Annotated in this window: 19 protein-coding genes and 1 tRNA gene; 11 read left to right on the top strand and 9 right to left on the bottom strand. The window is 64.3% G+C overall.

The features are described from left to right. Positions 1-5: 5 nt before the first annotated feature. The gene (locus tag IT350_11530; GenBank protein ID MCC6158673.1) at positions 6-1784 is read left to right on the top strand and encodes a sodium:proton antiporter; all 1779 of its coding nucleotides are present in this window, start codon (positions 6-8) and stop codon (positions 1782-1784) included. A 107-nt stretch (positions 1785-1891) separates the two neighbouring features. Next, positions 1892-2479, top strand: coding sequence for a nitroreductase family protein (locus IT350_11535; protein MCC6158674.1), 588 nt, complete (start codon positions 1892-1894; stop codon positions 2477-2479). Positions 2480-2506: 27 nt separating this feature from the next. Here the strand turns inward: IT350_11535 and IT350_11540 are convergent, their stop codons facing one another. Next, complete coding sequence (locus IT350_11540; protein ID MCC6158675.1) at positions 2507-3982, bottom strand: cellulase family glycosylhydrolase; 1476 nt, start codon at positions 3980-3982, stop codon at positions 2507-2509. 204 nt (positions 3983-4186) lie between these two features. On the opposite strand from IT350_11540, the gene IT350_11545 reads away from it, so the two are divergent. Beyond that, on the top strand, positions 4187-4672 hold the full coding sequence (locus tag IT350_11545) for a hypothetical protein (protein MCC6158676.1): 486 nt from the start codon (positions 4187-4189) through the stop codon (positions 4670-4672). 56 nt (positions 4673-4728) lie between these two features. Here the strand turns inward: IT350_11545 and vsr are convergent, their stop codons facing one another. From vsr to IT350_11570, 5 genes are all read right to left on the bottom strand, one after another. Beyond that, positions 4729-5154, bottom strand: a complete 426-nt coding sequence (gene vsr / locus IT350_11550; protein ID MCC6158677.1) for a DNA mismatch endonuclease Vsr — start codon at positions 5152-5154, stop codon at positions 4729-4731. Continuing rightward, entirely contained in the window at positions 5154-5723 is a 570-nt protein-coding gene (locus tag IT350_11555; GenBank protein MCC6158678.1) for an HNH endonuclease, read from the bottom strand. Before IT350_11555 ends, vsr begins: the two co-directional genes overlap by 1 nt. Then, positions 5657-6397, bottom strand: a complete 741-nt coding sequence (locus IT350_11560; GenBank protein MCC6158679.1) for a DNA cytosine methyltransferase — start codon at positions 6395-6397, stop codon at positions 5657-5659. The genes IT350_11555 and IT350_11560 overlap by 67 nt, the downstream gene beginning before the upstream one ends. Before the next feature lie 451 nt (positions 6398-6848). Then, complete coding sequence (locus tag IT350_11565) at positions 6849-8825, bottom strand: ATP-dependent DNA helicase (GenBank protein ID MCC6158680.1); 1977 nt, start codon at positions 8823-8825, stop codon at positions 6849-6851. A 158-nt stretch (positions 8826-8983) separates the two neighbouring features. Then, positions 8984-9619: a hypothetical protein gene (locus IT350_11570; GenBank protein ID MCC6158681.1), complete on the bottom strand. Its 636-nt coding sequence runs from the start codon at positions 9617-9619 to the stop codon at positions 8984-8986. 288 nt (positions 9620-9907) lie between these two features. Between IT350_11570 and IT350_11575 the strand changes: the two genes are divergently transcribed. Then, complete coding sequence (locus IT350_11575) at positions 9908-11308, top strand: sigma-54-dependent Fis family transcriptional regulator (protein ID MCC6158682.1); 1401 nt, start codon at positions 9908-9910, stop codon at positions 11306-11308. A gap of 26 nt (positions 11309-11334) precedes the next feature. On the opposite strand, the gene IT350_11580 is transcribed toward IT350_11575, so the two are convergent. Together IT350_11580 and IT350_11585 are read right to left on the bottom strand one after the other, a co-directional pair. Then, positions 11335-14088: a hypothetical protein gene (locus IT350_11580; protein ID MCC6158683.1), complete on the bottom strand. Its 2754-nt coding sequence runs from the start codon at positions 14086-14088 to the stop codon at positions 11335-11337. Between the two features lie 188 nt (positions 14089-14276). Next, entirely contained in the window at positions 14277-15104 is an 828-nt protein-coding gene (locus IT350_11585) for an undecaprenyl-diphosphate phosphatase (protein MCC6158684.1), read from the bottom strand. Positions 15105-15279: 175 nt separating this feature from the next. Between IT350_11585 and IT350_11590 the strand changes: the two genes are divergently transcribed. The 6 genes from IT350_11590 (at position 15280) to IT350_11615 (ending at position 21361) form a co-directional block, all read left to right on the top strand. Beyond that, the gene (locus IT350_11590) at positions 15280-16647 is read left to right on the top strand and encodes a hypothetical protein (GenBank protein ID MCC6158685.1); all 1368 of its coding nucleotides are present in this window, start codon (positions 15280-15282) and stop codon (positions 16645-16647) included. A gap of 71 nt (positions 16648-16718) precedes the next feature. Beyond that, positions 16719-16792 (top strand) — tRNA-Pro (locus IT350_11595). Between the two features lie 26 nt (positions 16793-16818). Further along, the gene (locus IT350_11600) at positions 16819-17655 is read left to right on the top strand and encodes a sugar phosphate isomerase/epimerase (GenBank protein ID MCC6158686.1); all 837 of its coding nucleotides are present in this window, start codon (positions 16819-16821) and stop codon (positions 17653-17655) included. Between the two features lie 162 nt (positions 17656-17817). Continuing rightward, a complete protein-coding gene (locus IT350_11605) occupies positions 17818-18756 on the top strand; it encodes a glycosyltransferase (protein MCC6158687.1) in 939 nt (312 codons plus the stop codon). Continuing rightward, positions 18753-19505 (top strand): class I SAM-dependent methyltransferase, encoded by a 753-nt coding sequence (locus IT350_11610; protein MCC6158688.1) that lies wholly within the window; start codon positions 18753-18755, stop codon positions 19503-19505. Before IT350_11605 ends, IT350_11610 begins: the two co-directional genes overlap by 4 nt. Further along, on the top strand, positions 19502-21361 hold the full coding sequence (locus IT350_11615; protein MCC6158689.1) for a hypothetical protein: 1860 nt from the start codon (positions 19502-19504) through the stop codon (positions 21359-21361). Before IT350_11610 ends, IT350_11615 begins: the two co-directional genes overlap by 4 nt. Positions 21362-21377: 16 nt before the next feature. On the opposite strand, the gene mtnA is transcribed toward IT350_11615, so the two are convergent. Beyond that, positions 21378-22430 (bottom strand): S-methyl-5-thioribose-1-phosphate isomerase, encoded by a 1053-nt coding sequence (gene mtnA / locus IT350_11620; protein ID MCC6158690.1) that lies wholly within the window; start codon positions 22428-22430, stop codon positions 21378-21380. A gap of 253 nt (positions 22431-22683) precedes the next feature. Between mtnA and IT350_11625 the strand changes: the two genes are divergently transcribed. Beyond that, positions 22684-24417, top strand: coding sequence for a hypothetical protein (locus IT350_11625; GenBank protein MCC6158691.1), 1734 nt, complete (start codon positions 22684-22686; stop codon positions 24415-24417). Positions 24418-24651: the final 234 nt, after the last annotated feature.

Here is a 24651-nt window from a genome sequence, read left to right on the forward strand (position 1 = left end):
TCTTCGTGGCAGGCGTGATTTTCACCACTCTTGCCCTCAGCATGATTTTTGGAACGATTGGCATCGTTCTCGGGCGAAGGCTTCGCGTTCCGCCGATCCTGTTCTATCTCGGGGCGGGAATGATCGCGGGACCGATAGGACTGAACTGGATTCAGCCATCGAGTCTGGGCGAGACGCTCATGCCGGCGGTGGAACTGGCGGTCGGCATCATTCTCTTCGAGGCGGGTCTGGGACTTCCGTTGTCCGCTTGGAAGACCGCGCCGAAAGCCATCCGACGCACCCTCACGTTGATCCTTGTTCTTACGGCCGCATGCGCCTCTCTCTTGGGAAATTTCATCGTGGGACTTCCTTGGGAGTTGGCAGTGCTGTTTGGCGCGACAATCGTGGTGACCGGTCCCACGGTCATCAACCCGGTGCTGCGAAACCTTCCGTTGTCACGAAAGCTCGATGTCCTGCTCCGCTGGGAATCGGTTTGGGCGGATTGTTTCGGTGTGGTGCTTTCCGGCGTCGTACTCGAGTGGGTTCTTTCGCCTGACGTCGCCGGATTGAAGCTTCCTCTGTATTTCTTGGTTCGTGTCGGAACCGGGTTCCTGTTTGGGCTCATCTCGGGATGGTTCCTTGGCAAACTCGTTTTGCCCTGGACGTCGCAATTCGGCGACGCGTCCCTTCCGGGAATCGTAGCCATCGGCTCCGCCGTGATGGTTTTTTACGTTTCCAATTCCCTCGTGCATGGATCCGGCGTCATCGCCGTGGCGGTCGCCGGAATCTTCGTCGCACGCTTTCCGCTCGTTCATCTCGAGGAAATCCGGCACTTCAAGGACCAGATTTCCACGCTGATTATCGCATTCATCTTCGTGTTGTTGTCCGCGCAGGTCGACTTTTCGAAAAGCCAAGTCCCGTTGGGTTCGCTGTTTTTGGGCGCATTGTTGCTGGTGTTTATCGTCAGACCTGTCACTGGTTTTTTAGGGCTTTGGAAGACGTCACTCCGCAGAAACGAAAAATTGTTCTTTGGGTTCGTCGGTCCCAGGGGCATCGTTTCCGCCGCAACCGCTTCCTACTATGCGTTTCTTCTCGAAGACCGGTTTCCGCAGGCCGCGGACATGCGTCTGCTCGTTTTCACCACGATCTTGATCGGCGGCGGATTTGTTTCGATTTTCGGCCGCCCGCTCTCAAGCTCGCTCGGGGTCAAACTCAACGAATACGGCACCGGCATATCCATCATTGGAATCAGCCCATTCTCCCGAGAGTTCGCGTCTCGCCTCCAGTCGTACGTCGACGTCGTCTTGATCGACAGCGATCCCGCAAAATGCAGCAAGGCTGCTCAAGACGGCTTGGAGGTCGTCCAAGCGAATGCTCTTGACGATCAGCTCTACGAGTCTCTAGTCGAGTCCGGTCGCAGAAGAGCTCTCGTCTGCACGCCGAACGCGGCTCTCAATGACCTGATCGCCCGTCGGGCCGCCGCCCATTTGGGTTTTGATCGCGTGTTTGTCTTGGCCCCTGAGTCGAAAGAAACCCGGCCGACGCTCATGGCCGTGGCCGAGAAGATGATCGCGTTCACCGCGGATGGAGATCTCATGGCCGCGATCGGCGACGCCTTTGCCCAAGGCCGCGCGTCGATCGAGTTGCTCGATGGTGCGAACGTTCGCGAGTCGGATCTGGCACTGGCGATCGAAGAACCCGACTCCGGAATTCGAATCGTTCGCGCCATCGGCTCCTCCGAAGGTCGAGGGCTCTACCTTCGTGTGAGCAGTTCGTCTTTCGCAAGTCCGGCACCCGTTCAGTAAACGTCGCACGCAGACGATCGTCCTGCATCCAAGGGACCATCGCGACTATTTGACATCGGGCCGCGTCGTGCGCACCTTGGGTGCGAACCGACGACTCGGAGCCGACGATGACCGATGATGCCACGCACCCCCGCAAGCCCGAGGCCGACGCGGACCCCCAATTCCGCGACCGATGGTCGCCGCGGTCCTTCGCGGATGAACCGATCCCCGACGAGCACGTCCGCGCCCTCTTCGAAGCCGCGCGCTGGGCGCCGTCCGCGGGGAACTCCCAGCCGTGGCTCTTCGTCTTCGCGCGAAACCCCGAGGACCGCGCGCGATTCACCGCCGCGCTGAATCCCGGAAATCAGAAGTGGGCCGACCGTGCACCGCTGCTGATGTTCGTGCTCGCGCGAAAAGTCAGCGAACGCAGCGGCAAGCCGCTCACGCACGGGTGGTTCGACGCCGGCGCGGCGTGGATGTCGCTCGCGCTGCAGGCGCGAACGCTCGGCTTGTACGCGCACGCGATGGCGGGATTCGATCGCGACCGCGCATTCGAGGCGACCGGCGCGTCGCCGGACGACTATGAGGTGATCGTCGCCGTGGCGGTGGGCCGCTGCGGCGATCCAGCGAAACTGCCCGACGAGGATCTGCGCGAGCGCGAGAAACCGAGCGAGCGCAAGGCGCTTGCCGAGATCATGCGCGAGGGACGCGTCTGAGCCGAAGGTCCGCGGATCTCGCCGCCGTCAATCGGCGGCGCGAACCGTCACGACGTGCCAGCTCTCGCCCGGATTCGCCGTGATCGTCAGTTCGCGCGTCGCCGAGTCGAACTCCCATAACCACGCGCTGTCCGCGTCGGAGCACCAGACCTCGAAGTCGTCGCCGAAGACCTCCGGCAGCCAGATGCGCGTGTCGGGCGGTTCGGTCTCGACGTTGTCGAACGCCATCGTGAACTCGACGGCGACCTGATCGTAGGCGAGAGAACGCACCCGGCCCATCGTCGCGCGCGGATAGGGCCGCGACAGCGACGGAAAGATCACGGCCTTGTTCTCGCCCGCGTTGTCGACGAGGCCGAACTGGTTGTCGTCGTGATGCCAACACCACACGGTCCAGCTCGCGAGATACTCATCGAAAAGGTCCGTCACGTCGCGCATGTAGTCGGCCACCCCGCCCGCGCCCGAGACCATGCCGAATTCGCCGACCACGAGCGGCGTGCCGAAGCGGTTCGCCTCGTCGCGGCCCTGCTTCACGTCGCGGCGGATCAACGGCTTGCCGAAGGTGTAGCCCCCGCCACTCGCCGCCTCGACCGGATACACGTGCGGGCTGAAGATCAGGCGCTCGTACGGCAGTGGATCCATGACGAAGGGAAATCCCGCGACGTGGATGATCGCGGGCTCGATGAAGATCCACGGCTCCGGGTGGTTTTCGCGGATCGTCTCGATGAGCCGCGCGTAGAACGGGCGCAGTTTCTGATTCTCGAAGAGCGAGGGGAGCGTACCCACCCCGTTCATCGGCTCGTTGAACAGGTCATACGCGAAGATGCGTTCATCGCCCGCGAAGTGCGCCGACACGAGATCCCACGCGGCCTCGAATCCGTCCGGAAATTCCGGATGCCGCCACCAATCGCCGCTCGCGAAGAGAATATTCAGCGGCCAGGGCAGATCCGCGTACCACGCGCCCTCGCAGATCCAGTCGGGCATGCCGTTGCCGCCCAGCGGCCGGCACCAGTTCCACTGATGGAAGTCGAGAATGACCTTGAGCCCGGCGTCCGCAGCCCAGCCCACCGCGGGCTCGACGATGTCGGTCAGATACGCCATGTCGTACACGCCCGGCTCGGGCTCGATGAAGTCCCACGCGATGGGAATGCGCACGACGTTGAATCCCCACTCGGCGATGTGCGCGTAGTCCTCGGGCGTATGAATGTCGAAGCCGCCGTATTCGAGGCCCATGTAGTTCGTGCCGCGCAGAAAGATCTCGCGTCCGTCCGCGTCCAGGATCGGCACGTTCTCCGGCTCGGCGTCATCGTCCGCGTCGTCATCGGCCGCATCATCGTCGGGATCGAAGTCGTCGTCCGGCAGCGGTGGAAATGTGTCGTCGTCCGCGGGCACATCGTCGTCGGCATCGTCGTCCACCGAATCGTCGTCGGTCGCGTCGTCGTCGGACCCAGAGCCCGGCGAAGAATCGTCGCCGCCACCCGCGCACCCGACAACGAGCAAACTCAACGCCAGAAACCCGCAAAGACCCCATCGAACGCGGATGGACAACGCAGTCCCCTCTCATCCCACTTCCGGAAGATCCGGAGGTATTCATTGACATCCGTCATCTTCGTGGGATCGTCAACCCACAAGGCCCGAGCCACGATTGACACCCGCGAATCGCCGACATATCAATTGCGCACATTCCCCCGGGCGGGAGAGGAGATCGACATGAAGTACGGAAAATGGATCGTGCTCACGCTGGCGGTGTTCGCGCTGGTCGCGGGCGCTGCGATTGCCGGCAACACCGAGGATATGGCGAAGAAGGCCGGCCACCCCTGCGCCGCCGATGGCAAACCCTGCGGCGCGAAGGCCGAGGGCCAGCCATGCCCGATGAAAGCCGACGGCGCGCCGTGCGACCCGGCGACCTGCGCGCACGCGAAGGACGGAAAGCCCTGCGACAATCCCGCCTGCCCCATGCACAAAGCGGGCGCGGAAGCCGCCGCTTGGCTCGCCAACGGCTACGACAAGGCGCTCAAAGTCGGCGACCAGGCCAAGTGCGCCACGTGCGGCGACGGGTCGGAGTCCGCGATCACCGCCAAGACCAAGCACGTCGAATTGAACGGCAAGCACTACTACTTCTGCTGCATGGGCTGCGCCCAGAAGTTCCAGAAGGCGCACGGCGGCGAGATCACCGCGGTCGGCGCGGGCTCGTAACCCAAACCATCCGAATCGAACGAGGGCCGGTTCGCCGGCCCTTCGTCCGAGAATTGCTAATCAGACCCCGGTAATTCCAGAAACTTCCGCAACCGCCTTTCGAGCCAGCCCGTGTCTCCAATTTGACATTCCCAAAGTACAAGTACATCCCAACCACCTGTTCGCAATAGTTTGATGTTTTCAGAATCCCTCTTTACGTTGCGCGCAAGCTTCGAGTGCCAGAACTCTTCATTCGAGCGCGGTGTCTTCGCCTTTCGACAGGATTTCGCTGCGTGCTGGTGCCAGAAACATCCGTGAACGAAAACAACCTTGCGTCGTCCGGCAAACACAAGATCCGGCTTGCCGGGAAGTCCCGCTCCATGCAAGCGGAAACGAAAACCAAGCCGATGCGCCATGCGTCGAACGATCAATTCTGGTTGAGTGTTTTTGCCGCGAACAGCGCGCATATTCGAGCTGCGTTGTTCCTTGGAAATTCGATCCATCACTCGACATTAAATTTCGTTCGAAGCCACTCATAGACGGCGAATTGCTCATCTTGCCCGGCCCGACGAATCTGCTGAAGTAGCCAGATTTTGCTTGGCTTTTCGGTCGTCAAATTCTTCGCTCCTTGGTTGCACGATGAACAAAGCGCGCGGAGATTTGTCAACTCGTCTTTACCGCCTATGCTTTTATCTATTATGTGGCCGATATGTAGTCTAATTGTTCGTCCGGTTTCCTCATCCTTATCGCCAGCTCCACGCCCGCACATTTGACACGTGAATCCGTTTCGATCGAGAACTTGAGCACGAAGTCGCGCTGAAATGCCTCGCCGAAATGCGGGTCTAGGCTTCGTGGGCGGTTTTTCGGTTAGTAGATATTGGCCTGGCTTCAGGCTATTGGTATCGTTATGCGTCTTGATGGGCCAACCTTCGTCCTCGCGCAATTCACGGACACGACGTGCCCATTCACTCGCACCTCCGGAAGCATCGCGTATTTCGTCCGAAGTTAAAATTCTGCCGATGTTGGCGAGAAAGAAACGACGGATTTTCTCTTTCGAGCCGAAATCGCGCATTGAACCGCCCCGTTAAGATGTTTGAGCAGTTGTTCCCCAATAAAACGCGTGTACGCCGGCGGGATCGCTTCATTGATCTCACCCTTTGTCATCCAGTCAATTCCCATCGCATCTCGGGCGGCTGCCAAAGAACAGTTGCCGCCGCCTGTGACTTGGACGAAATCTTTCCATTCGTCTGTCTTGCCGAAGTGCGATTTGCGACGATCGAATGTGTGAACTTTCGGGTGTTTGGGGTGTGGTGGCGTCATGATCAGAAAGTTGGATTCAAAAAGCCGATGACGCAGCACGCGAAGACTAGGAAACATCGTCCCGCACAGAACAACCGGATTTTCCAGCGGAGCTCCCTCTACGTTTTCAATTACATACGGTAAACTGGTATCAATAAGCATTTTTCTAACGGGATCAATCAGTCGCGGCCACGAATCACCGTTCCCATTTCGCTTCGCCAAATCAGAATAAGCCTGACATGGCGGCGAGGCGTGTATTGCATCGAAAAGCGTTAGAAAGTCAGGATCGAGTGATAGAACATCGGCTTGGATAAACGGCAACGGATAATTTGGTTGAGGAGCGATGTCAACGCCGACCACGTCAAAACCGGCTTGCCCGTAACCGATTCCAGCACCGCCGGCACAACAGAATAAATCGAGCAGTCGGGGCTTTCTGCCTGTTGACAGGGGCGTTTTAGCCTCTAAGCAGAAGACGCGTAAGCGACGAGCCGGTTCAGCCGCCCGAGGAATTTTTCCGGCACCCTTTTTAGTCTTCTCTGAACGCGCCACGCGCTGATCGGTCACGTCTGTCCTCTTCTCTCGCAGTCGATCCGGCAAGTCGAGGTTGCTGACCCGATTAGGAGCCTCTTCCGTCCAAAAACTGTCGAGTCCTCGAATGCGAGCCTTCGGCCCACTCCGTCCGTTCGGCCTTTGCTTCGGCAGAGAGTATGCCTGAGAACGCCCCCGTGGTTCAAGCCGATCACGAACTTCGCTTCTTGCGATTCCACTTCACGGGGTCGGTTGTCCCTTCGGTGCTACGACGATGCTGGAGGTTTTCAGCACAGCATATTTTCGAGGTGTCGTCAAAACGAAACGATTCCATCTCTTGATTGGCACGGCCGGTTCGCCGGCCCTTTTTCTATTCGGCTTCGGCGACCTCGTCCGTCTCCGACGCCGCCGGCAACCGCGACGCGTAGCCCAGCACCTGCTCGAAATCGCCCGTCACCGGAAAATCGGGCAGGCTCTTCAGGATGCGTCCGCCGTAGTTCTTGCTGCGCACGCGTACGTCGGTCAGGGCGAGCAGGCCCTTGTCGGTGCGCCGCCGGATCAATCGCCCGAGCCCCTGCTTGAGGCTGATGATCGCCTGCGGCACCTGATAGTCGCGAAACGCGTTGCCGCCCTTCGACTTGATGCGCTCGATGCGCGCCTCGAGCAGCGGCTCGCCCGGCGACGCGAAGGGCAGCTTGTCGATCACCACGCATGAAAGGGCTTCGCCCGCCACGTCCACGCCTTCCCAGAAGGACTGCGTGGCGAAGAGAACGGAGTGCGTGTCGTCGCGAAAGCGCTCCAGCAGCGCGGCCTTCGACCCCTGGCCCTGCATCATCGTCACGTAGGGCAGTTTGTCCGCCATGGCCTCGTACGCACGCTCCATGTTGCGATACGACGTGAACAGCAACAGCGCCCGTCCGCGCGTCGCCGCCACCAGCTCGCCGATCTGGGCGATGTACGAATCCATGAACGCGCTCGACGCCGGTTCGGGGAACTCGCGCGGAATATAAAGGGCGGTCTGCGTCTGATAGTCGAAGCACGTGGGCAACACCAGCTCGGCCGCTTCGAAGTCGATGCCCATGCGCGAGCGGAAGAAGCGGAAATCGCGGTCGGTGGCGAGCGTCGCCGAGGTGAAGATCACCGCGCACGCCTCCTTGAACAGCGCCTCGCGCACGCGGTTCGCCGGCTCGATCGGCTCCGCGACGACGTGCACGCCGCGCCCGCGCACCTCGACGTAGTGCACGAACTCCTCATCCTCGAGATTCGCGACGACCGCGCCCTCGGCGAGCGTTTCGTTCGCACGGTCGGCGAGCGCGGCCAGCTCGGGCGATTCGAGATCGCGCCCCAGCCGCGCGAGCAACCCCGCGAGCCGGCGCAGGTTTTCCTCAACCTGCGGCCAGTGCGCGAAGAGGGCGTCGCTCGCGCCGGGGCGCAGGCGGAGCTTTTCGTCCTGCCCGCGCGGGAACGCGCCGAAGAACTGATCGGCGCCGGTGCGCAACGCGCGCAGCGCGGCGACGTGGCGCGACTCGGTGGGCGCGATGCGCGAGACCGCGGCGACGACGTCGCGGTCGAGCTCGTCCACCATGAACGACGACAGACGGCTCGCGAAAAAGCCGGTGGCCACGTCCTCGAGCCCGTGCGCCTCGTCAAAGATCACCGCGTGGTAATCGGGGATCACCTCGCCGTGGCCGTCCTCCTTGAGCGCGAGATCGGCGAAGAAGAGGTGATGGTTGGCGATGACGACGTCGGCCGAGGCCGCGCGGCGGCGCATCTTCTGCACGAAGCAGTCGGTCTCCTTGGTGCAGACTCCGCCCGGGCAGTTGTGGCGCGTCGAGGTCACGTCCAGCCAGAAGGGATCGTCCTCCGAAATCCAGTCCACCTCGGCGCGGTCGCCGGTGTCGGAGGTCGCGACCCACTCGGCGAAGCGACGAAACTGTGTGGCCTCCTCGCGCGTGCGAAACCGCGGCGCGTCGCAAAACAGCCGCCAGCGGTGCTTGCACAGGTAGTTCGCGCGGCCCTTCATCAACACCACGCGGGCGTCGAAGCCGAGCCGGTCGCGCAGAAACGGCCAGTCCTTGCGGATGATCTGTTCCTGCAAATTCTTGGTGCCGGTGGCGACCACGACGCGGCGGTCGTAAAGCAGGGCGGGGATCAGATACGCGAGCGTCTTGCCCGTACCGGTGGGCGCTTCGGCGAGCAGCGTGCCGTCGCCCGCGAGCGCCGTCGCCACCGCCTCGGCCATCTGCATCTGGCCGGGCCGGTCTTCGTAACCGGGCACGGTCTTCGACAAAAGGCCGTTCGGTCCGAAGAATCGGCGGATCTCGTTGAGCGGAGCATCACCCGGCAAACTCGCGTCTCCGTGCGGCGCAAATGCGCTCACGCCACTTAGCACAGCCGGGGGCGGCTGTGCCACAGGCGCGGAACCCTCACCCCGCCTCGCTTTGCTCGTCACCCCTCTCCCGTCATGACGGGCGAGGGGTCGCGTCAGCGGGGGTGAGGGTCGCTCTACCCGTTCAGCTTGGCGGCGGTTTTGGAGGCGGCGAGTTCGCGCAGGCGCGCGCCGTAAAGATGCTCCACGCACTCGGGGCAGAAGCCGTGCGAGAAGGACGCATCCGAGTGCGCCGCGACGTAGGCTTCGACGTTTTCCCAGTAGTCCTCGTCGTTGCGCACCTTTTTGCACGACGCGCAGATGGGGATGATGCCCCGCAGCTTGACGAGCTCGGTGACGTCTTCGAGCGTGATGAGCGCCAGCGTTTCGCCCGCGTATTCGATCGGCACGGCGGAGATCAACACGTTTTTGCGGACCTTTTCGCCGTTGCGGACGACGGAAAGATCGGCGGACTGTCGTTTCGTCGATGTTCCGCCCACGGCCCGGCGAACGGCGGCACGAAGGGCGCACTCCGTCCTGCAGAACTCGCCGAAGCCGCACCCCTGCGGATGGTCGCGCTCGTGTTCGCAGCCCATCCACGGACCCGTTCGGCGAATTGCTTCGTCCGATTCCCCCGGAATGCGGAACTCGCGTTCGGCGGACGCGTTGGCATATCGCACCACGCCTTCCGCGTCGGTGACGATGAGATTGGCACTGACGGAATCGAGGATGTGCTCAAGGAAATCGAATGAGATCACACGTTCGGCCAACACGACGCCCTCCCGCGTTTTTCACTCCCGGTGACTTATTCCTGTCTTCGTCATACCTATCGGGATGGGACCGGACATTCTCAAGGGAAATTTGAACGAAAGCAGTCCGTTTTTCGGCGGGATGTCCGACGCCCGGCGAGCGTCATTCGAGTTCGCGCCAAAGCATTTCAGGAATGAATCCCGCATCATGCGGTCGGGATTCCCTCTACACCGCGTCCGATCAACCCACGCCATGTGAGCATCGGGGCCAACCACGTTGACATCGTTGCCTGCTCGGGGAAGAACGAATCCGTGACCGCCGCCTTTCACATCGTGGTGATCGACGACGACGAGGCCGCGCGCGTCTCGCTTGAGCAGATGTTGCGTCTGCGCGGCTTCGCCGTGCGGACCTTCGCCGCCGCAGAAGCCGCCCTCGCGTGGTCCGATCTGCCCGGCGCGGACTGCGTGCTGTGCGACGTGAAGATGCCCGGCCTCGGCGGCGAGGGCTTTTTGGCCCGCGCGCGCGAAGGTGGCCTCGCCGTGCCGGTCGTGATGATCACCGGCCATGGCGACGTGGCGCTGGCCGTGCGTTGCCTCAAGGCCGGGGCCTACGACTTCATCGAAAAACCTTTCGAGGACGAGGTGCTGCTCGCGGCGGTGTCGCGCGCCGTGCAGATGCGGGCGCTTCGCCGCGAAAGTGACGAGCTGCGCCGCCGGCTCGCGGGCGCGGGCGAATCGGGCGACGGACGATATGGACTGCTCGGACGCAGTCGCGCGATGCTCGATCTCTACGAACGTATAGAATCGGTGGCCCGCGCCGACGCGCCGGTGCTGATTTGCGGCGAGACGGGCTCGGGCAAGGAGCTCGTCGCCCGCGCGATCCACGACCTGAGCACGCGCGCGAACGGCCCCTTCGTGCCGGTCAACGCGGGCGCGCTGCCCGACACCGTGCTCGAAAGCGAGCTGTTCGGCCACGCGCGGGGCGCGTTCACCGGCGCGGTGGCCGCGCGCGACGGCAAGCTCGTCAGCGCCTCGGGCGGCACGCTGCTGCTCGACGAGGTCGAGAGCATCCCCGTGCGCGCGCAGGTGCAGCTATTGCGCGTGCTCGAAGACGGCCTCGTGTTTGCGCTGGGCAGCGACGCGTCGCGCCGCGTGAACATCCGCCTGCTCGCGGCGACCAAGGCCGATTTGCAGGACGAGGTGCGCGCCGGGCGGATGCGCGAGGACTTCTACCACCGCATCGCCGTGCTCACGCTCGACGTGCCGCCGCTGCGCGACCGCCGCGACGACATCCCGATGCTGCTCGCGCATTTTCTCGCGCGGGCCGCGTCGCGCAACGCGCTCGCGGTGCCGGCGATCCCCGACGCCACGCTCGCGGCGGCGCTCGACTACGATTGGCCGGGCAACGTGCGCGAGCTGCGCAACGCGGCGGAACGGCTCGTCATCACCGCATCGGGCGGCACGGCGGGTCCGCTGCCGATGGGCGACGCCGAAGCGGACGACCCAAAGCGGCTGCTCTCGGTGCCGCCCGGACCGGGGTGGCTGCGCGAAGAACTGGAACGCACCGAACAGGCCGCGATCGAACAGGCGCTCGCCGAAACGGGCGGCGAGGTCACGTCGGCGTGCCGCGCGCTCGGTATCTCGCGCCGCGCGCTCTACGAACGCATGAAAAAATACGGCCTGCGCCGCGAGGACTACCGCGACGAGGGGTGAGGGGTGCGAAGGCTCATCACTCCCAACTATTGAGACTGCGAGTCCGGCCTCGGTCCTTCCATTGTGCCGTAAAGCACTTTCCATTGCCCCCATGAGCAGTCCGCCGGTCGCCCGCGCTCATCCCAGCACGTCCATGTCTTTTTCTCGCCGTCTTCGTATAGGACATCGCCGATTTTCGTTCCGTTTTTTCTCCAGAACGAACATCGAAAAGCGCCTTTCATTTCGTCGCCGAAATCGCACTCGAAAGCCCGTTTGCCGCCATCGTACCAGTAGGTCCAGCGCCCGACCGATGCGGAGCGTTGAAAATTCGCCTGCAACCAGATGTGCCCGCTCGCCCACCAGAAAGTCCATTCGCCTTGGCGAGCACTATCCAGAAATTCGCCTTCCCTCGATTTCCGCCCATTGGGCCAGTATTGAACGGCATGGCCGGTCGGAAGTTGTATGTCGGCCTTCGGGCGACCGTTTTCGTACCAGGATCGGAACGGACCCAAATCCATATAACCGAAACGGTCCGCCGGGAGTTCCCAGTAGACGGCGTCTTCGAGCAGTTGGTGCGCGGGGTCTGTCCAGGTTCGGCAGTGGGCAGTCCCGGGCTGTTCCGGCGGCGGCGGAGAATCGGGATACGCCCCACGCATGTACGGTTCCGCTTCCGGGTGCGAACCGTCCCAAGGCGGCCCGTGGTTGCATTCGCGAACGTAGCGACCGTTTTTCATTCGGAACTTCTGAATGCCCACCGGGTTCCCCTCGATCCGATACGCCTCCACGTCGATCGGCAAAGGATCTTCGACGACGTATTCGATGCCGATGAGCGACGGGAAGTATCGGTCTGTCTGGACAGAAACCGAGAGGTGGCCCGTCAAGTTCCCGGGGATGTCTTCGATCTTTTCAAAATTCGTCCGTGGGACAACCGTTTCGATCGAAAGACCGTTGCGATAGTCCTCTTCCTTCACGACCACGCACTCGCCCGTCGTCGGGTTCGTCTCTCGGAAGATCCATCGCCCCTCGCGTTTGTCTCCACGATGGAACTCACCCTCCACGAGCACGCAGCTGTTTTCATCGAACTCGAAATGTCGCCCGATCCGATCCCACTCAGGATGGATATCGAGTTCGCGGACGTAGCACTCCGTGCCGCCGCCGTCACGGTCAGACACATATTTTCGCGCGAGGCTTTGCAACGTGACGCCCAATTCCTTGCCCTCCACATAGCTCTCAAAAACGGGGCAGGGATGTTTTGGACCGTATCGAAGTAGACCGTCGACCAGTCCCCGAGAGAATGGGACTTCCATGCTATCGAAGCACTTTTCCGAGTCGCGATCATAGCCTTCAAAGCGCCAAATCCCATCTTGCTGCCCGTCCCGAAATCGTCCGTCCCTCGCGATGCATCCGTGCCGGTCCACCTCGGTCCAGCGACCGACGGGTTGTCCGTCGCGGTACCGGCCTCTTGTGAGACGCGAGAAATCACGCGACTCGTAGGCGACCGTCCCGTGTGGTTTCCCGTTTTTCAGGGGAATTTCCCACTTGTTTTTGTCGAACGTGGTCGCTTTCACCGCGCCGTCCGGTAGCGTCGCCGTCAACCAACGGTCGTTCTCGACAAACTCACCGCCCCGGTGGAAGTAGCTTCCGGTCAGCTCTCCGCCGTCGTAGGACGCGGTCTCCTTCGTGACGCCGTTTTCCCAAAACTCCACCCAGGGACCTTGCTTTCGACCATCGCGATATTCGCCGACCGACTTCGTCACACCGTTGGTGTGGAAGGTGGTCCATAGGCCCGTTTTTTCCCCCGCGTCGTAAGCCCCGGCGTCCTTCAACACGCCGTTCGTGTGACGCGTCGTCCACAGCCCGTGCTTCGCGGGTCCGCAATACCCTCCCTCCGCCTCGATCGACGCGTACAGGTACGTGGACAGGTAGGGGACGAAAACGTCTTCACGATCCTCGAAACGACAACGTTCACCACGTTCACGTGAATCCAGCCACCACGCGAAATCTTCCACCTGCATTTCGAGCAGGCGGCGCATACCCGCGCGTTCCTTTTCCAAACGAGGTTGGGTCAGTGCCAGGTGAGTGAAGTTATATCTCAAGTATTCCCCTTTGACCTCCCGGTCCGTCATGCTCGGTCGTTTCGCGAGTTCCGGGATGTGTTCCTCCAGCCGGAACAACGGGTCGTAGAAGACAACGACCACTTGCGGTCCAGCGAGTTGACGGGCAGCGTCTTGTACGATGAGCGCGGCGTGAAGAGTCCGAATCGGTCCGGCTCGTTTGAGCGGCGGCTGCCCGTACGCAGCGATCGCATCAGCGTCGGCCACGGAGACGTACTCGACCCCGATTCCATTCCTCGCATCGTAGAGGTCGAATGATAAGGGACGCCGAAACTGCGTCGGAGAGGGCTTGCGTCGGATTAATTCATGGTAGTCTGACATCGATCCGGGCAACCCGAGGAGGTGTCCGAACGCTCCGTAAGGCGGAGGCGTGAAAGCCAGGGAGTAATCGATTTTTTCGTGGCGCGTCATGTAGGTGAAATTTGGAAACTCCTTCCTTCCGCCGAACTGCGTCAAGCCATAACGCGCCAGAACCTCTCGAATGAGGCTGAGTGCGTCGTCCTCGCCAATGCTGGTGGGCGACTCGCTTCGTTCCGATCCGTCGCCATGCTCAAACACCGGCGCGACCGCCGTGCGTTCCGCGGGGGGATTCGGCAGACGCGACTCGGCGCCCGTTCCCGCGCGGCACGCGACGAAGGTCAGAAAGAATACATAGAGCATGAAGACGCGGACGAACGCTCGCGGCATGGACGTTGGTGCTCGCTGATCGGATGTTTCCCCGGCGCTGAACATTCCCAATGCCTCGCGCGAACGGTCATCCCATCCGCGTGATCTCAACTGTTTTCAACGCAATATCGCCGAGCGCACACGTCCGACGACGCATGCAATTTATCACGGCCCAACAGGGCCGTCCAAGGAAAATTCTTGTCGCCCTCTCACCCCCGCGCGTACACGGCGAAAACCGCCAGCGCGAGGATGATGCGATACCAGCCGAAGGCCTCGAGCGTGCGCGTGCGCAAAAATCGCATGAACCACGCGACCACCACATAGGCGGTGACGAACGACGTGACGCACCCCACGGCGAGGATCGCGGCGTGGCCCGTCCAGTCGATGGCGCCCGCGCGCTTGAGCAGCGTGTAGCCGCTCGCCGCGAACATCGTGGGCAGCGCGAGAAAAAACGAATACTCGGCGGCGGCGGAACGCGACAGCCCGAAGAGCCGCCCGCCGATGATGGTCGCCGCGGACCGCGACGTGCCCGGGATCATCGCGAGGCACTGGAACAGGCCGATCGCGAGCGAGGTGCGCAGCGGGATTTCGTCCACGGGTTTTTCGTCGCCGGGCAGCCCGCGCCGCTCGACCGCGATGATGACGATGCCGCCGACGAGCAGCGCCGCCGCCACGACCATGGGCCGGAACAAATACGCCTCGATGGCGTCGTGCGCGAAAAAGCCGATGACCGCCGCCGGCAGGAAGGCGACGACGAGGCCGAGCCAAAACCGCCGCGCGCGTTCCTCGTGCACCACGCCGACCGCCTCGGCCCACAGGCGTTTCGCGTAGAGCGCCACGATGGCGAGGATCGCCGGGAGCTGGATCACGACGTCGAAGGTGTCCTCGAAGACCTTGCGTTTCGCGGGATCGGCATCGAGCCCGACGGGCAGCCACTCGCGAAACAGGATCAGGTGGCCCGTGGACGAAACGGGGAGAAACTCCGTGACGCCTTCGAGCACGCCGTTCGCGATCGCGCCGAGCCAGGGCATGTCCATCCGGGCGCTCCCTCGGTGAAAACGGCGCGAACGCTAACACGCGCGCGACGCGGCGAACAAGTCCGGCGACCGCGTCATTGACGGGCGCGGCCCGATTCCGCTAAGACCGGCGGATTCACCGTTCGGTTCCCTCGCGGATTTTGGGGGCCGTGCGCATTTCGATGGATGGCCGGCCATGCCCAAGTCGCTGCGTCGTTTTCTCGTTTTCGTATCGCTCGGTCTCGCGTTGCTCTCGCTCGCCGCGCCGGCCTCCGCCCGCATGATTTTGTGGGAGGATTTCCTGAGCGGCGTTCCCGATACGTGGTCGGTCGTGGACAACCAGGGCGACGGCGTGCTGTGGCGCGTGCGCGGCGACGACTGTTTCGGCGACCTGCTCGGCGACGAGTGGACCACGGCCTACGGCAGCTACCTGAGCGTGGACAATTACTATTGCGGCGGCGGCTCGTATCACGACGACACCAATACCGCGTTTATCTCCGACGCGATCGACCTGACCGCGTACGAAAATCTCGAACTCACCTTTACGCACGACTTCGTGAACGACGCGAGTTCCTACGGCGAGGTGGACATCTTCGTCGACGGCGGTTCGTTCATGAATCTCGGAACCTTTTCGGATTCCACGATCGGCGACGACGTTCTCACCCTCGACGCCTCCGCGCTCGACGGCGAGGACGACGTGCAGGTGCGTTTCCGCTTCGACTCGATCGGCGCGAGCGACGCGGGCTTCTGGATGCTCGACGACATCCAGCTCGAAGGCGACTGCGTGGAGGACCGCACGCACGACGTGATCGAAGACGACGGCACGGCGGAGGCGCAGCTCGGCGGAACGACGGGGCAAATCCTCGTCACGTGCCTCACGCCCGAGCACTATCCCAGCTACCTGAGCGAGTTCCAGGTCTACTTCGCCGACCACGCGATCGGCAGCGACATCGTGACTCCCGTCGTCTATGTCGATCCCGACGGCAACGGTCCGCCCGAGGAGCAGTGGGCGGGCGGCTCGGCGATCACGGTGACCCCCGGCGCGTGGAAGACGGTGAACACGAACTTGCCGCAAAAGGCGATCACGACCGGGTCGTGGTGCGTGGGCGTCGTGTATGCGTTCGGCGCGGACGGCGTGCGTGTGGGGGCGGACACCGGCAATACCGACCATCACAGTTGGAAGGGCCAGGGATCGAGCTGGAGCAACGTGGACACGGTGCATCAGCCGGAGAACCTGATGATCCGCATCGGTGCGGACTACTGCGCGACGACCACGACGACGACCACCACCACAACCTCGACGACGACGAGCACCACCACGACGACCATCCCCGGCGATGACGACACGGATGACGACTCCGACGACGACACCGACGACGATTCGGATGACGATTCGGACGATGACGCGAGCGACGACGACGTCGATGACGACATCTCGGATGACGACACGGACACCGGCCCGACGGACGACGACGATCCCACCGATGACGACGGGGACGATCCCGATCCGGATGCCGTTTCGACCGGCGGCGGCGACGGCAAGTCCAACAGCGGCGGTTGCTGAACGCGCACGCGCCCGGCTTGCCGCCGTGCGGTGCTTCGTGGCAAGGTGCGCGCGGTCAAGTAAACACGTATCGGGGCGTAGCGCAGTCTGGTAGCGCACCGGCTTTGGGAGCCGGTCGTCGGGGGTTCAAATCCCTCCGCCCCGACGTTTCCTTTCGACGCGGATTGACGAATGGCGCTCGGCATTTCCACGCATTCGTTCGCGCTGTGGCCGCTTTGCGGTCGCCACTTCGAACTTGTCCGCGACGCGGGGTTCACGGGTGTCGAGGTGTGGGCGATGGCGCCCCACGTCGAGATCGAGATCGCGGGTGCCGTCGCTTACTGGATGGATGCCGCGCGGCGCGCGGGGCTCGACATCCTCTCGGTGCACCTGCCGTTCTACCGGCGCTACGGCGCGCCGGATTTTCGCTACCTCAACCTCGGCGACACCGACCGCGACGCCGCGAAAGAGGCGTCGAACCTCGCGATGCGCTGCCTCGCGCAGGCGGGACACTGCGGCGCGAAGATCGCGGTGCTGCACGGGATCGGCAACTGCGCGGGCGACGAGGACGAGAAGATCCGCCTGTTCATCGAGGATCTCGAACCCATCGTCGACATGGCGGCGCGCTGCGGCGTGACGATCGCGCTCGAAAACATCATGACGCCGATGTCCACGGCCATCGACCTCGCGCGCATCGTCGATCGCTTCGCGACGCCGCACCTGAAGGCGTGCCTCGACGTCGGCCACGCCAACGTGAACGAGCATGTCTTCGGCGCGGTCACGCGTCTCGGCGAGCGCATCGTGTCCGTCCACGTGCACGACAACCACGGCGAATCGGACGAGCACCTGCTGCCGGGCGACGGCACGATCGACTGGGAAACCACCGTGGACGCGCTGCGCCGTTACGGCGATCCCAACCTTATCCTCGAAACGCGCTGGCCGATGGCCGGCGACGAGATCGACGAGGGTGTCTTTCGCACGCACCTCGCCGCCGCCCGCGAACGCATGCGGGTCGTTTTCGGGGGGTGAAAGTCCCCTCACCCCGGCTCGCAGTGCTCGCCTCGCCTCTCCCGTCATGACGGGATAGGGGCCGGGGGTGAGGGTCGCCGGCTCGGGCGTGAGGGCGGGGCGTAGTGGCCGTTGAAGGGGCGGCACCCATTTGCTAACGTGCCGCCGTCTTCCCTGGGCAACGTGATGCGCATCTCCATCGTCATTCCCGTCTACGGCGGGGCCGGCACCGTGGGCGGCTTGTGCGAAGCGCTCCTGCGCGAATTCGCCGGACGCGAGACGCAGATCGTGCTCGTCAACGACGACAGCCCCGACAACGCCGACGAGGTCTGCCGCGCGCTCGTGACCGCGCATCCCGACGCGATCGTCTATGCGCGCCTGTCGCGCAACTTCGGGGAGCACAACGCGGTGATGGCCGGGCTTCGTCTCGCGGACGGCGACTTCGTGCTCATCATGGACGACGACTTCCAGAACCCGCCGTCGCAGGCCGCCGCGCTCGCGGACTTCGCCGCCGCGAGTGAATTCGATGTCGTGTACACGCGCTACGAACGCAAGGCCCACAGCGCGTGGCGCAATCTGGGGAGCCGCTTCAACGACCTCACGGCGTCGTGGCTGCTGCAAAAGCCGCGCGGGCTCTACCTCTCCAGTTTCAAGTGCCTCAATCGATTTCTTGTGGACGAGATCACGCGCTACGACGGCCCGTATCCCTACATCGATGGCCTCGTCCTGCGCACCACGCGGCGCATCGGCGTGCTCACGGTGCGCCACGATCCGCGCGACGCGGGCGAATCGACGTACAGCCTGCGCAAGCTCGTGCGCTTGTGGCTCAACATGTTCGTGAATTTTTCGGTGATGCCGCTGCGCCTGAGCACGCTCGCGGGATTCGTCGCCATCGTCGTCGGCACCCTGCTCGGCGCGAGTGTCGTGATCGAAAAGCTGCTGCGCCCCGACACGCCGATGGGCTACGCGTCGATCATGACGACGCTGCTCGTCTTCTCGGGCATGAGCCTGTTCATGCTCGGCGTCACCGGCGAGTACGTGGGGCGGCTCTTCCTCACGTCGAACCGCACGCCGCAGTACGTGATCCGCGACGTGATGCGCAGGGACCGGGACGGCCCGTGAACCCGCGCGAATACGCCGTCATGTACGAGGCCGAGGAGCGGTTCTGGTGGTACGTCGGCATGCGCCGCGTCTGGCTCGGCCTCTTCGAGCGTCTGCCGCGCCCGCCGCGCGATCTCGACATCCTCGACGCGGGATGCGGCACCGGCATCAACCTGACGTGGCTCGATCGCTTCGGCCGCGTCACCGGCCTCGACATCTCGGAAGACGCGCTGCGCTTTTGCGCCATGCGGCGCGGATCGGATGAACGGCTCATCGCCGGATCGATCACTGCGCTGCCCTTCGCCGACGCGTCGTTTGATCGGGTCACGGCGTTCGACAGCGTATGCCAGGTGGACGACGACCGCGCCGCGCTCGCCGAAATCCATCGCGTGCTGCACCCCGGCGGCTTCGTCTTTCTGAACCTGCCCGCGTTCGAAGGACTTCGCAGCGAGCACGACGCCGCGGTGCACCTGCGTCGGCGCTACACGCGAACGGAGCTTCGCGCGAAGCTGATCGAGGCGGGCTTTGCGCGGCCCGTCGTCACCTACGCCAACACGGTGCTCTTCCCCGCCGCCGCCGCCGTGCGTTTCGCGCGACGCGGCCACGCGCACGATCCCGCGAGCGCGCGGTCGGACCTGCGCCCTCTCCCTGCGATGCTCAACGCGGCACTCACGGCGGTTCTGTCCGTCGAGGCTCTGCTGCTGCGGTCGATGTCGTTTCCCTTCGGCCTGTCGCTCGTGGCGTACGCGGCGAAGGCGGACGCGGCGTGACGGCGACGGTCGGCGACGCACGGCACTGGCGCCGCCTCGCCGCGTGGGCGCTCGCGCAAATCGCCCTCTCGGGCTTGCGTCGCGGGGCGGTGAACCACGTCTTCGTGCGCGACAGCATGGCGCAACTGCCGCGCGTGCCGATCCCCGAGTCGTGGTCGCCCGTGCTGCTCGCTGTGAGCGCCGCGTGGTGGATCGTGCTCGTCGCCCTCGTGTGGATCGACCGCGCGCGCTGGCGCGATCAACTGCGCGCCGCACTCACACGCGACGCGCGTGGCGGCGTCGGCGCGGCCTCGCCCACGGATCGCATCGCGCTTTTCGCGTCGCTCGCGTCGTTCGTCGCGCTGGCGGCGCATTTCGGCGCTCATCGTTTTCGCATCAATTGGGACTGCGCATACCTGCTTGAAGCCGGGCGCGTGCTCGCGGAGGGCGGCGTGCTCTATCGCGACTTCGTCGATCCCAATCCGCCGCTCATTATGCTGCTCATGTCGATCCCGGCGCGCATCGCGGCTGCGTCCGGCATCCACCTGTTCACGGCGTTCCATTTCCTCGTGCTCGCGTGCGCGCTCGCGTCGTTCTTGACGATACGACACCTGCTCGCGCGTGCACCGGAGCCGCTGGCCTCACGCCGCGATTGGGTGCTGCTGCCCTTCGCGCTCTTCCAGCTCGGCCTCGCGTACTGGAACGAGTTCGGCCAGCGCGAGCACCTGTTCGTCATCGCGGCCATGCCGTTTTTCGTCGCGCGGGCGCTGCGTTGGGAGGGCGAAGCATTTCGCGCGCGTTACGTCGCCCTCGCCCTCGTCGCGGGCCTCGGCGCGTGCATCAAGCCGCATTTCTTCCTCGTGCCGCTTGTCATGGAGGCCGCGCTCGCCCTGGTGCACCGCCGATTCCGCACACTTTTTTCGCCGGAAATGTGGACCTTCGCCGCCGTGCCGCTCGCCTACCTCGCGTGGATGTGGCTGGGGTCCGAGCCCGTGCGAACGGAGTATTTCGGGCGCTGGCTGCCGTTTTTCGCGTCCACGTATTACGGCATGAACACCGACCTGCCGCGCGCGTGGAAGATCGCACCCAATCTCGTCGTGCCGGCCGCGTTCGCGCTGATGGTCGCGCGGCGCGCGCCGGGCGCCTCGGCCCGATTCGCGATCGGCTGGTTCGGCGCGGCGACGGGAGCGCTAGCCGTGTTCGTCGCGCAGGAAAACGGATTTTGCTACCACATCATCCCTTTCGCCGCGACGTGGATGATGTTGCTGGGCGCCCTGCTCGCGACGGTCCGGTTCCGCTGGTCCGGCGTGCGTGCCGTGTCGCCCGCGATGGTCGGCCTGCTCGCCGCGACGGGCATCATTCTCTGGCCGTTATGGCCCGGCGCGTGGCCCGACCGTGGCACGTTCGCCTACGCCCGCGAGCGCGCCGAGGTGATCGAGAAATGGTCGCGTCCCGGCGAGTCCGTGCTCATTCTCTCGCCGTCGCTGCTCTACGCGTTCCCGATGGCGCGGGCGATGGACCGCCGCCCCGCGACGCGCTTCGGGTGCCTGTTCATGCTCGGCGGGCTCTACGGCGACGTGCGCGGCGAGCCCGGCGCGCCGTTTCCCTATCGGACATTCGATGCCGCGACGGATTTCGAGCGTGCGTTCCTGCGCGACCTCGCGTCCGACATCCGCCGCGACCGGCCCCGAGTGGTGATGATCGAGCACGGCTCCTGGTGCCACGGCTGCCCGAAGGGGTTCGACGTGTTCGACTACCTCAGCGCGAATGGCTTCGTCGCGGGCGCGATGGCGGAGTATCGCTTCCTGGGGCGCATCCCCGAGTTCGCCGTGCTGGTGCGCGCGGACGTGCTGACGCGCGGGGCGAACGCGCCATGATGTCCGCGCACGGCGATCAGCGCCCTTCGCGTTTCGCAAACAGCGCCCCGATCGTCTCTTCATTCGGCGGCGATGCCACGCCCACCTCGGTGAAGATCGCGGTGATGAGGCGCGCCGGGGTGACGTCGAACGCGGGATTGCGCACGGCGATGCCCTCGGGCGCGATCGACACCTTGCCGCCGAGCGTCGTCACCTCGCTCGCCGGGCGCTCCTCGATGCGGATGTGCGTTCCGTCGGGAATCGCCCGATCGATCGTGGACAGCGGTGCGGCGACGTAGAAGGGGATTCCGTGCTCGCGCGCGAGCACGGCGACGGTGTAGGTGCCGATCTTGTTGGCCGTGTCGCCGTTTCGCGCGATGCGATCCGCGCCCACGACCACGAGGTCGATCTCGCCGCGCGACATGAGCGCGCCGGCCATGTTGTCGCAGATGAGCGTCACGTCGATGCCGTCCGCCGCGAGTTCGTACGCGGTGAGCCGAGCGCCCTGCAACCACGGGCGCGTTTCGTCGGCGAGCACGCTCACGCGCTTGCCGGCGTCCACCGCCGCGCGGATCACGCCGAGCGCCGTGCCGTAGCCGCCGGTGGCGAGCGCCCCGGCGTTGCAGTGCGTGAGAATGCGCGCGCCGTCGGGCACATACACCGCGCCATGGCGGCCCATCGCGCGGCACGAAGCCACGTCGTCGTCGTGAATGCGTTTCGCGAGAGTGAGCAATTCGGCGCGCACGGCGGCGATGCCGCGCGGCGCGGCGGCGTCGAAGCCGCGTTTCATCTCGCCGATCGCCCAGAAGAGGTTGACGGCGGTGGGCCTTGTCGCACCGAGGAACTTCGCCTTTTCGTCGAAGAATGCGCGGGCGGCAGTGAGGTCGTCCGGCCCCTGGATCGCCGCGAGGGCGAGGCCGTAGGCCGCGGCGATGCCGATGGCGGGCGCGCCGCGGATCGCCATGTCGCGGATCGCCTCGGCGACGTCTTCCGGCGTCTCGCAACGCACGTCGCGCACCACGTGCGGCAGCACGCGCTGGTCGATCATCAGCACGGCGCCGTCCTTCCACTCGATCGTCCGCACGGTCATGTCGCCTCCAGGAAGTGCGCGATTTTTATCAGCAAACGCGCTCACCCGGCCAGTGCCGTCCGATTGTTACGAAATTTTCCTCAAGTTCAACGTCGAATGCGGCGATACGTGGCGCAACGACGCGATGTGAAGTGCGACAGGTTAAACGGGAGTTCACTGTTTTATCCGATCGATCGTTACGCTAATATACCACGCGACGATTCGCCGCGTGGCGGATTCGTTTGTCTAACCAAAAAACCCAAGGAGAGAGACGATGCACAAATGGCCCGGATGGATGTTGATTTCGCTTTCCCTCATGGTGTTCGCGACCGGCTGCGGCTGCGGCGACGACGATGACGACGACGACAGCGCGCCGTCGGACGACGACACGACCGACGACGACACGACCGACGATGATTCGACCGACGACGACACCACGGACGATGACACGACCGATGACGACACGACGGATGACGACACGACCGACGACGATACCGACGTCGAGTACGATTCGCTCGAATGCGATCTGCCCGACCCCGCGTCGCTCGGCAGCGGCAACCTGATCGGCGGCGGATCGCCCACCGGCACGATCGACGTGTACGTCTTCGACGGCGAAACCTGCGATCCGATCGAGAACGCCGAGGTTGCCCACGGCGGCGCAACCTACACCACCGACGTCGACGGCTACGCCGAAGTTCTGCTGACCGACGCGGCCGAGCTCGTGACCGCTTGGGAAGACAACCACTGGGCGTGGAGCTATACCGCCGACGCGTCGGTGATGTACTTCCGCCTGCGTCCGGACGAGTACGCGGGAACGTATTCCGACTCCGACCTCGCGGACTTCACGCAGGACGGCACGCCGCTCAGCCTGGCCGCGACCACGCTCGGCAACCTCTTCTCGTCGCCGATCTATCTGGGCGCGGCGCTGCCCGGCATCTCGCTCGAGACGCTCTTCGGCGCCGACTACGACAACTTCTTCACGCAGGGCGCTTTCGACCTGACGCTCAACACCGGCTCCCCCGAGGTGACCGAAGTTCCGCTGAACGTCTACCTGCCCGGCATCGACATCACCGTGCTCACGTACGGCGTCGAAGGCGAAAATCCCCAATACGCCGTCCCGGTGAACAGCGCCGCCGCCACCAGCCCCGTCGAGGGCTTCGTGGCCGCGGTCGATGTCGCCGCGGCGATTCCCAACCTGGCGACGCTCACCTCCGTGATCACGTGCGTCGTCGCGAATCCCGACGACATCCTGGGGTGCGTCTCCAGCCTGATCGAGCCGATCCTGAACGAGGGCCTGACGATCCAGTACGCGGGCGCGGACCCGGGCTGGGACGGCGCCGGCGCGCCGGATATCGAGGTCGCCGACGGGTCGGCCAAGGGTTCCTTCGACGTGGCGATCGCGAATCCCGACGCGTCGTACGACTACCTCGCCATCGCGGGCGCGCTCATTCCCAACCGCGCGATCCTGCCGACGGCGCTCGGTCTCGCCGACGGAAACGGTGACCTCACCCTCGACACGATCGCGATCCCAGACGCCGACTACGGCGTGCTGGTCGGACAGACCGACCTGCTCGTCTCCGGCCTGACCTCGATGAACTTCTCGTTCGCGATTCGCTGGGCCGAGAGCCTGTCCGACTGGTCGACCGGAGTCGATCTCGATGCCGACACCGACTTCCTGCCGAACTTCGACGCGGGCAACACCAGCTACGACGACGTGACCGGCGAGCTGTCGTGGGCGCTCGAAGCCGGCGACGCGCCGGATGTCTACCAGATCGTGTACGTCCCCGAAGGCCAGAAGGTCGTCTTCGCGCAGGTGCCCGGCACAGCCACCTCGTGGGAGCCGCCGGTCACCGAGATGGGCATCGTCCCCGGTGAGGGCGACATCGTCGTGATCTTCGGCATCGACCTGCCCGACGACGTGGATGTGGATGCCTACAACCCGCTCGCGGTTCCGGCTCTGAAGAGCAGCGCCGTGAATCTGTGGACGAACCTCGTACTCTCGCTCTGATCCCCCGCGCCGCCGCGGCGCGACCCATCGCTGAAGTGCACACCCCGCCGGCCCGCGCCGGCGGGGGGTGATTTGTGCGCCCAGCATGGGCGCTGTCTTGTTGGTGGAAGTCCGACCGAGAGGAGGCCATCCCGATCGAAGCGAAGCGCAACCGCGGAAGGGCGACCGACCGTGGGGAGGAAGCGTGGAGCGAAAGCGCGGGCCGACGTACAGAAACCGGATTCGAGGCGACGC

This window comes from Deltaproteobacteria bacterium, assembly GCA_020845895.1.
In the GTDB taxonomy this organism is placed as follows: domain Bacteria; phylum Lernaellota; class Lernaellaia; order JACKCT01; family JACKCT01; genus JADLEX01.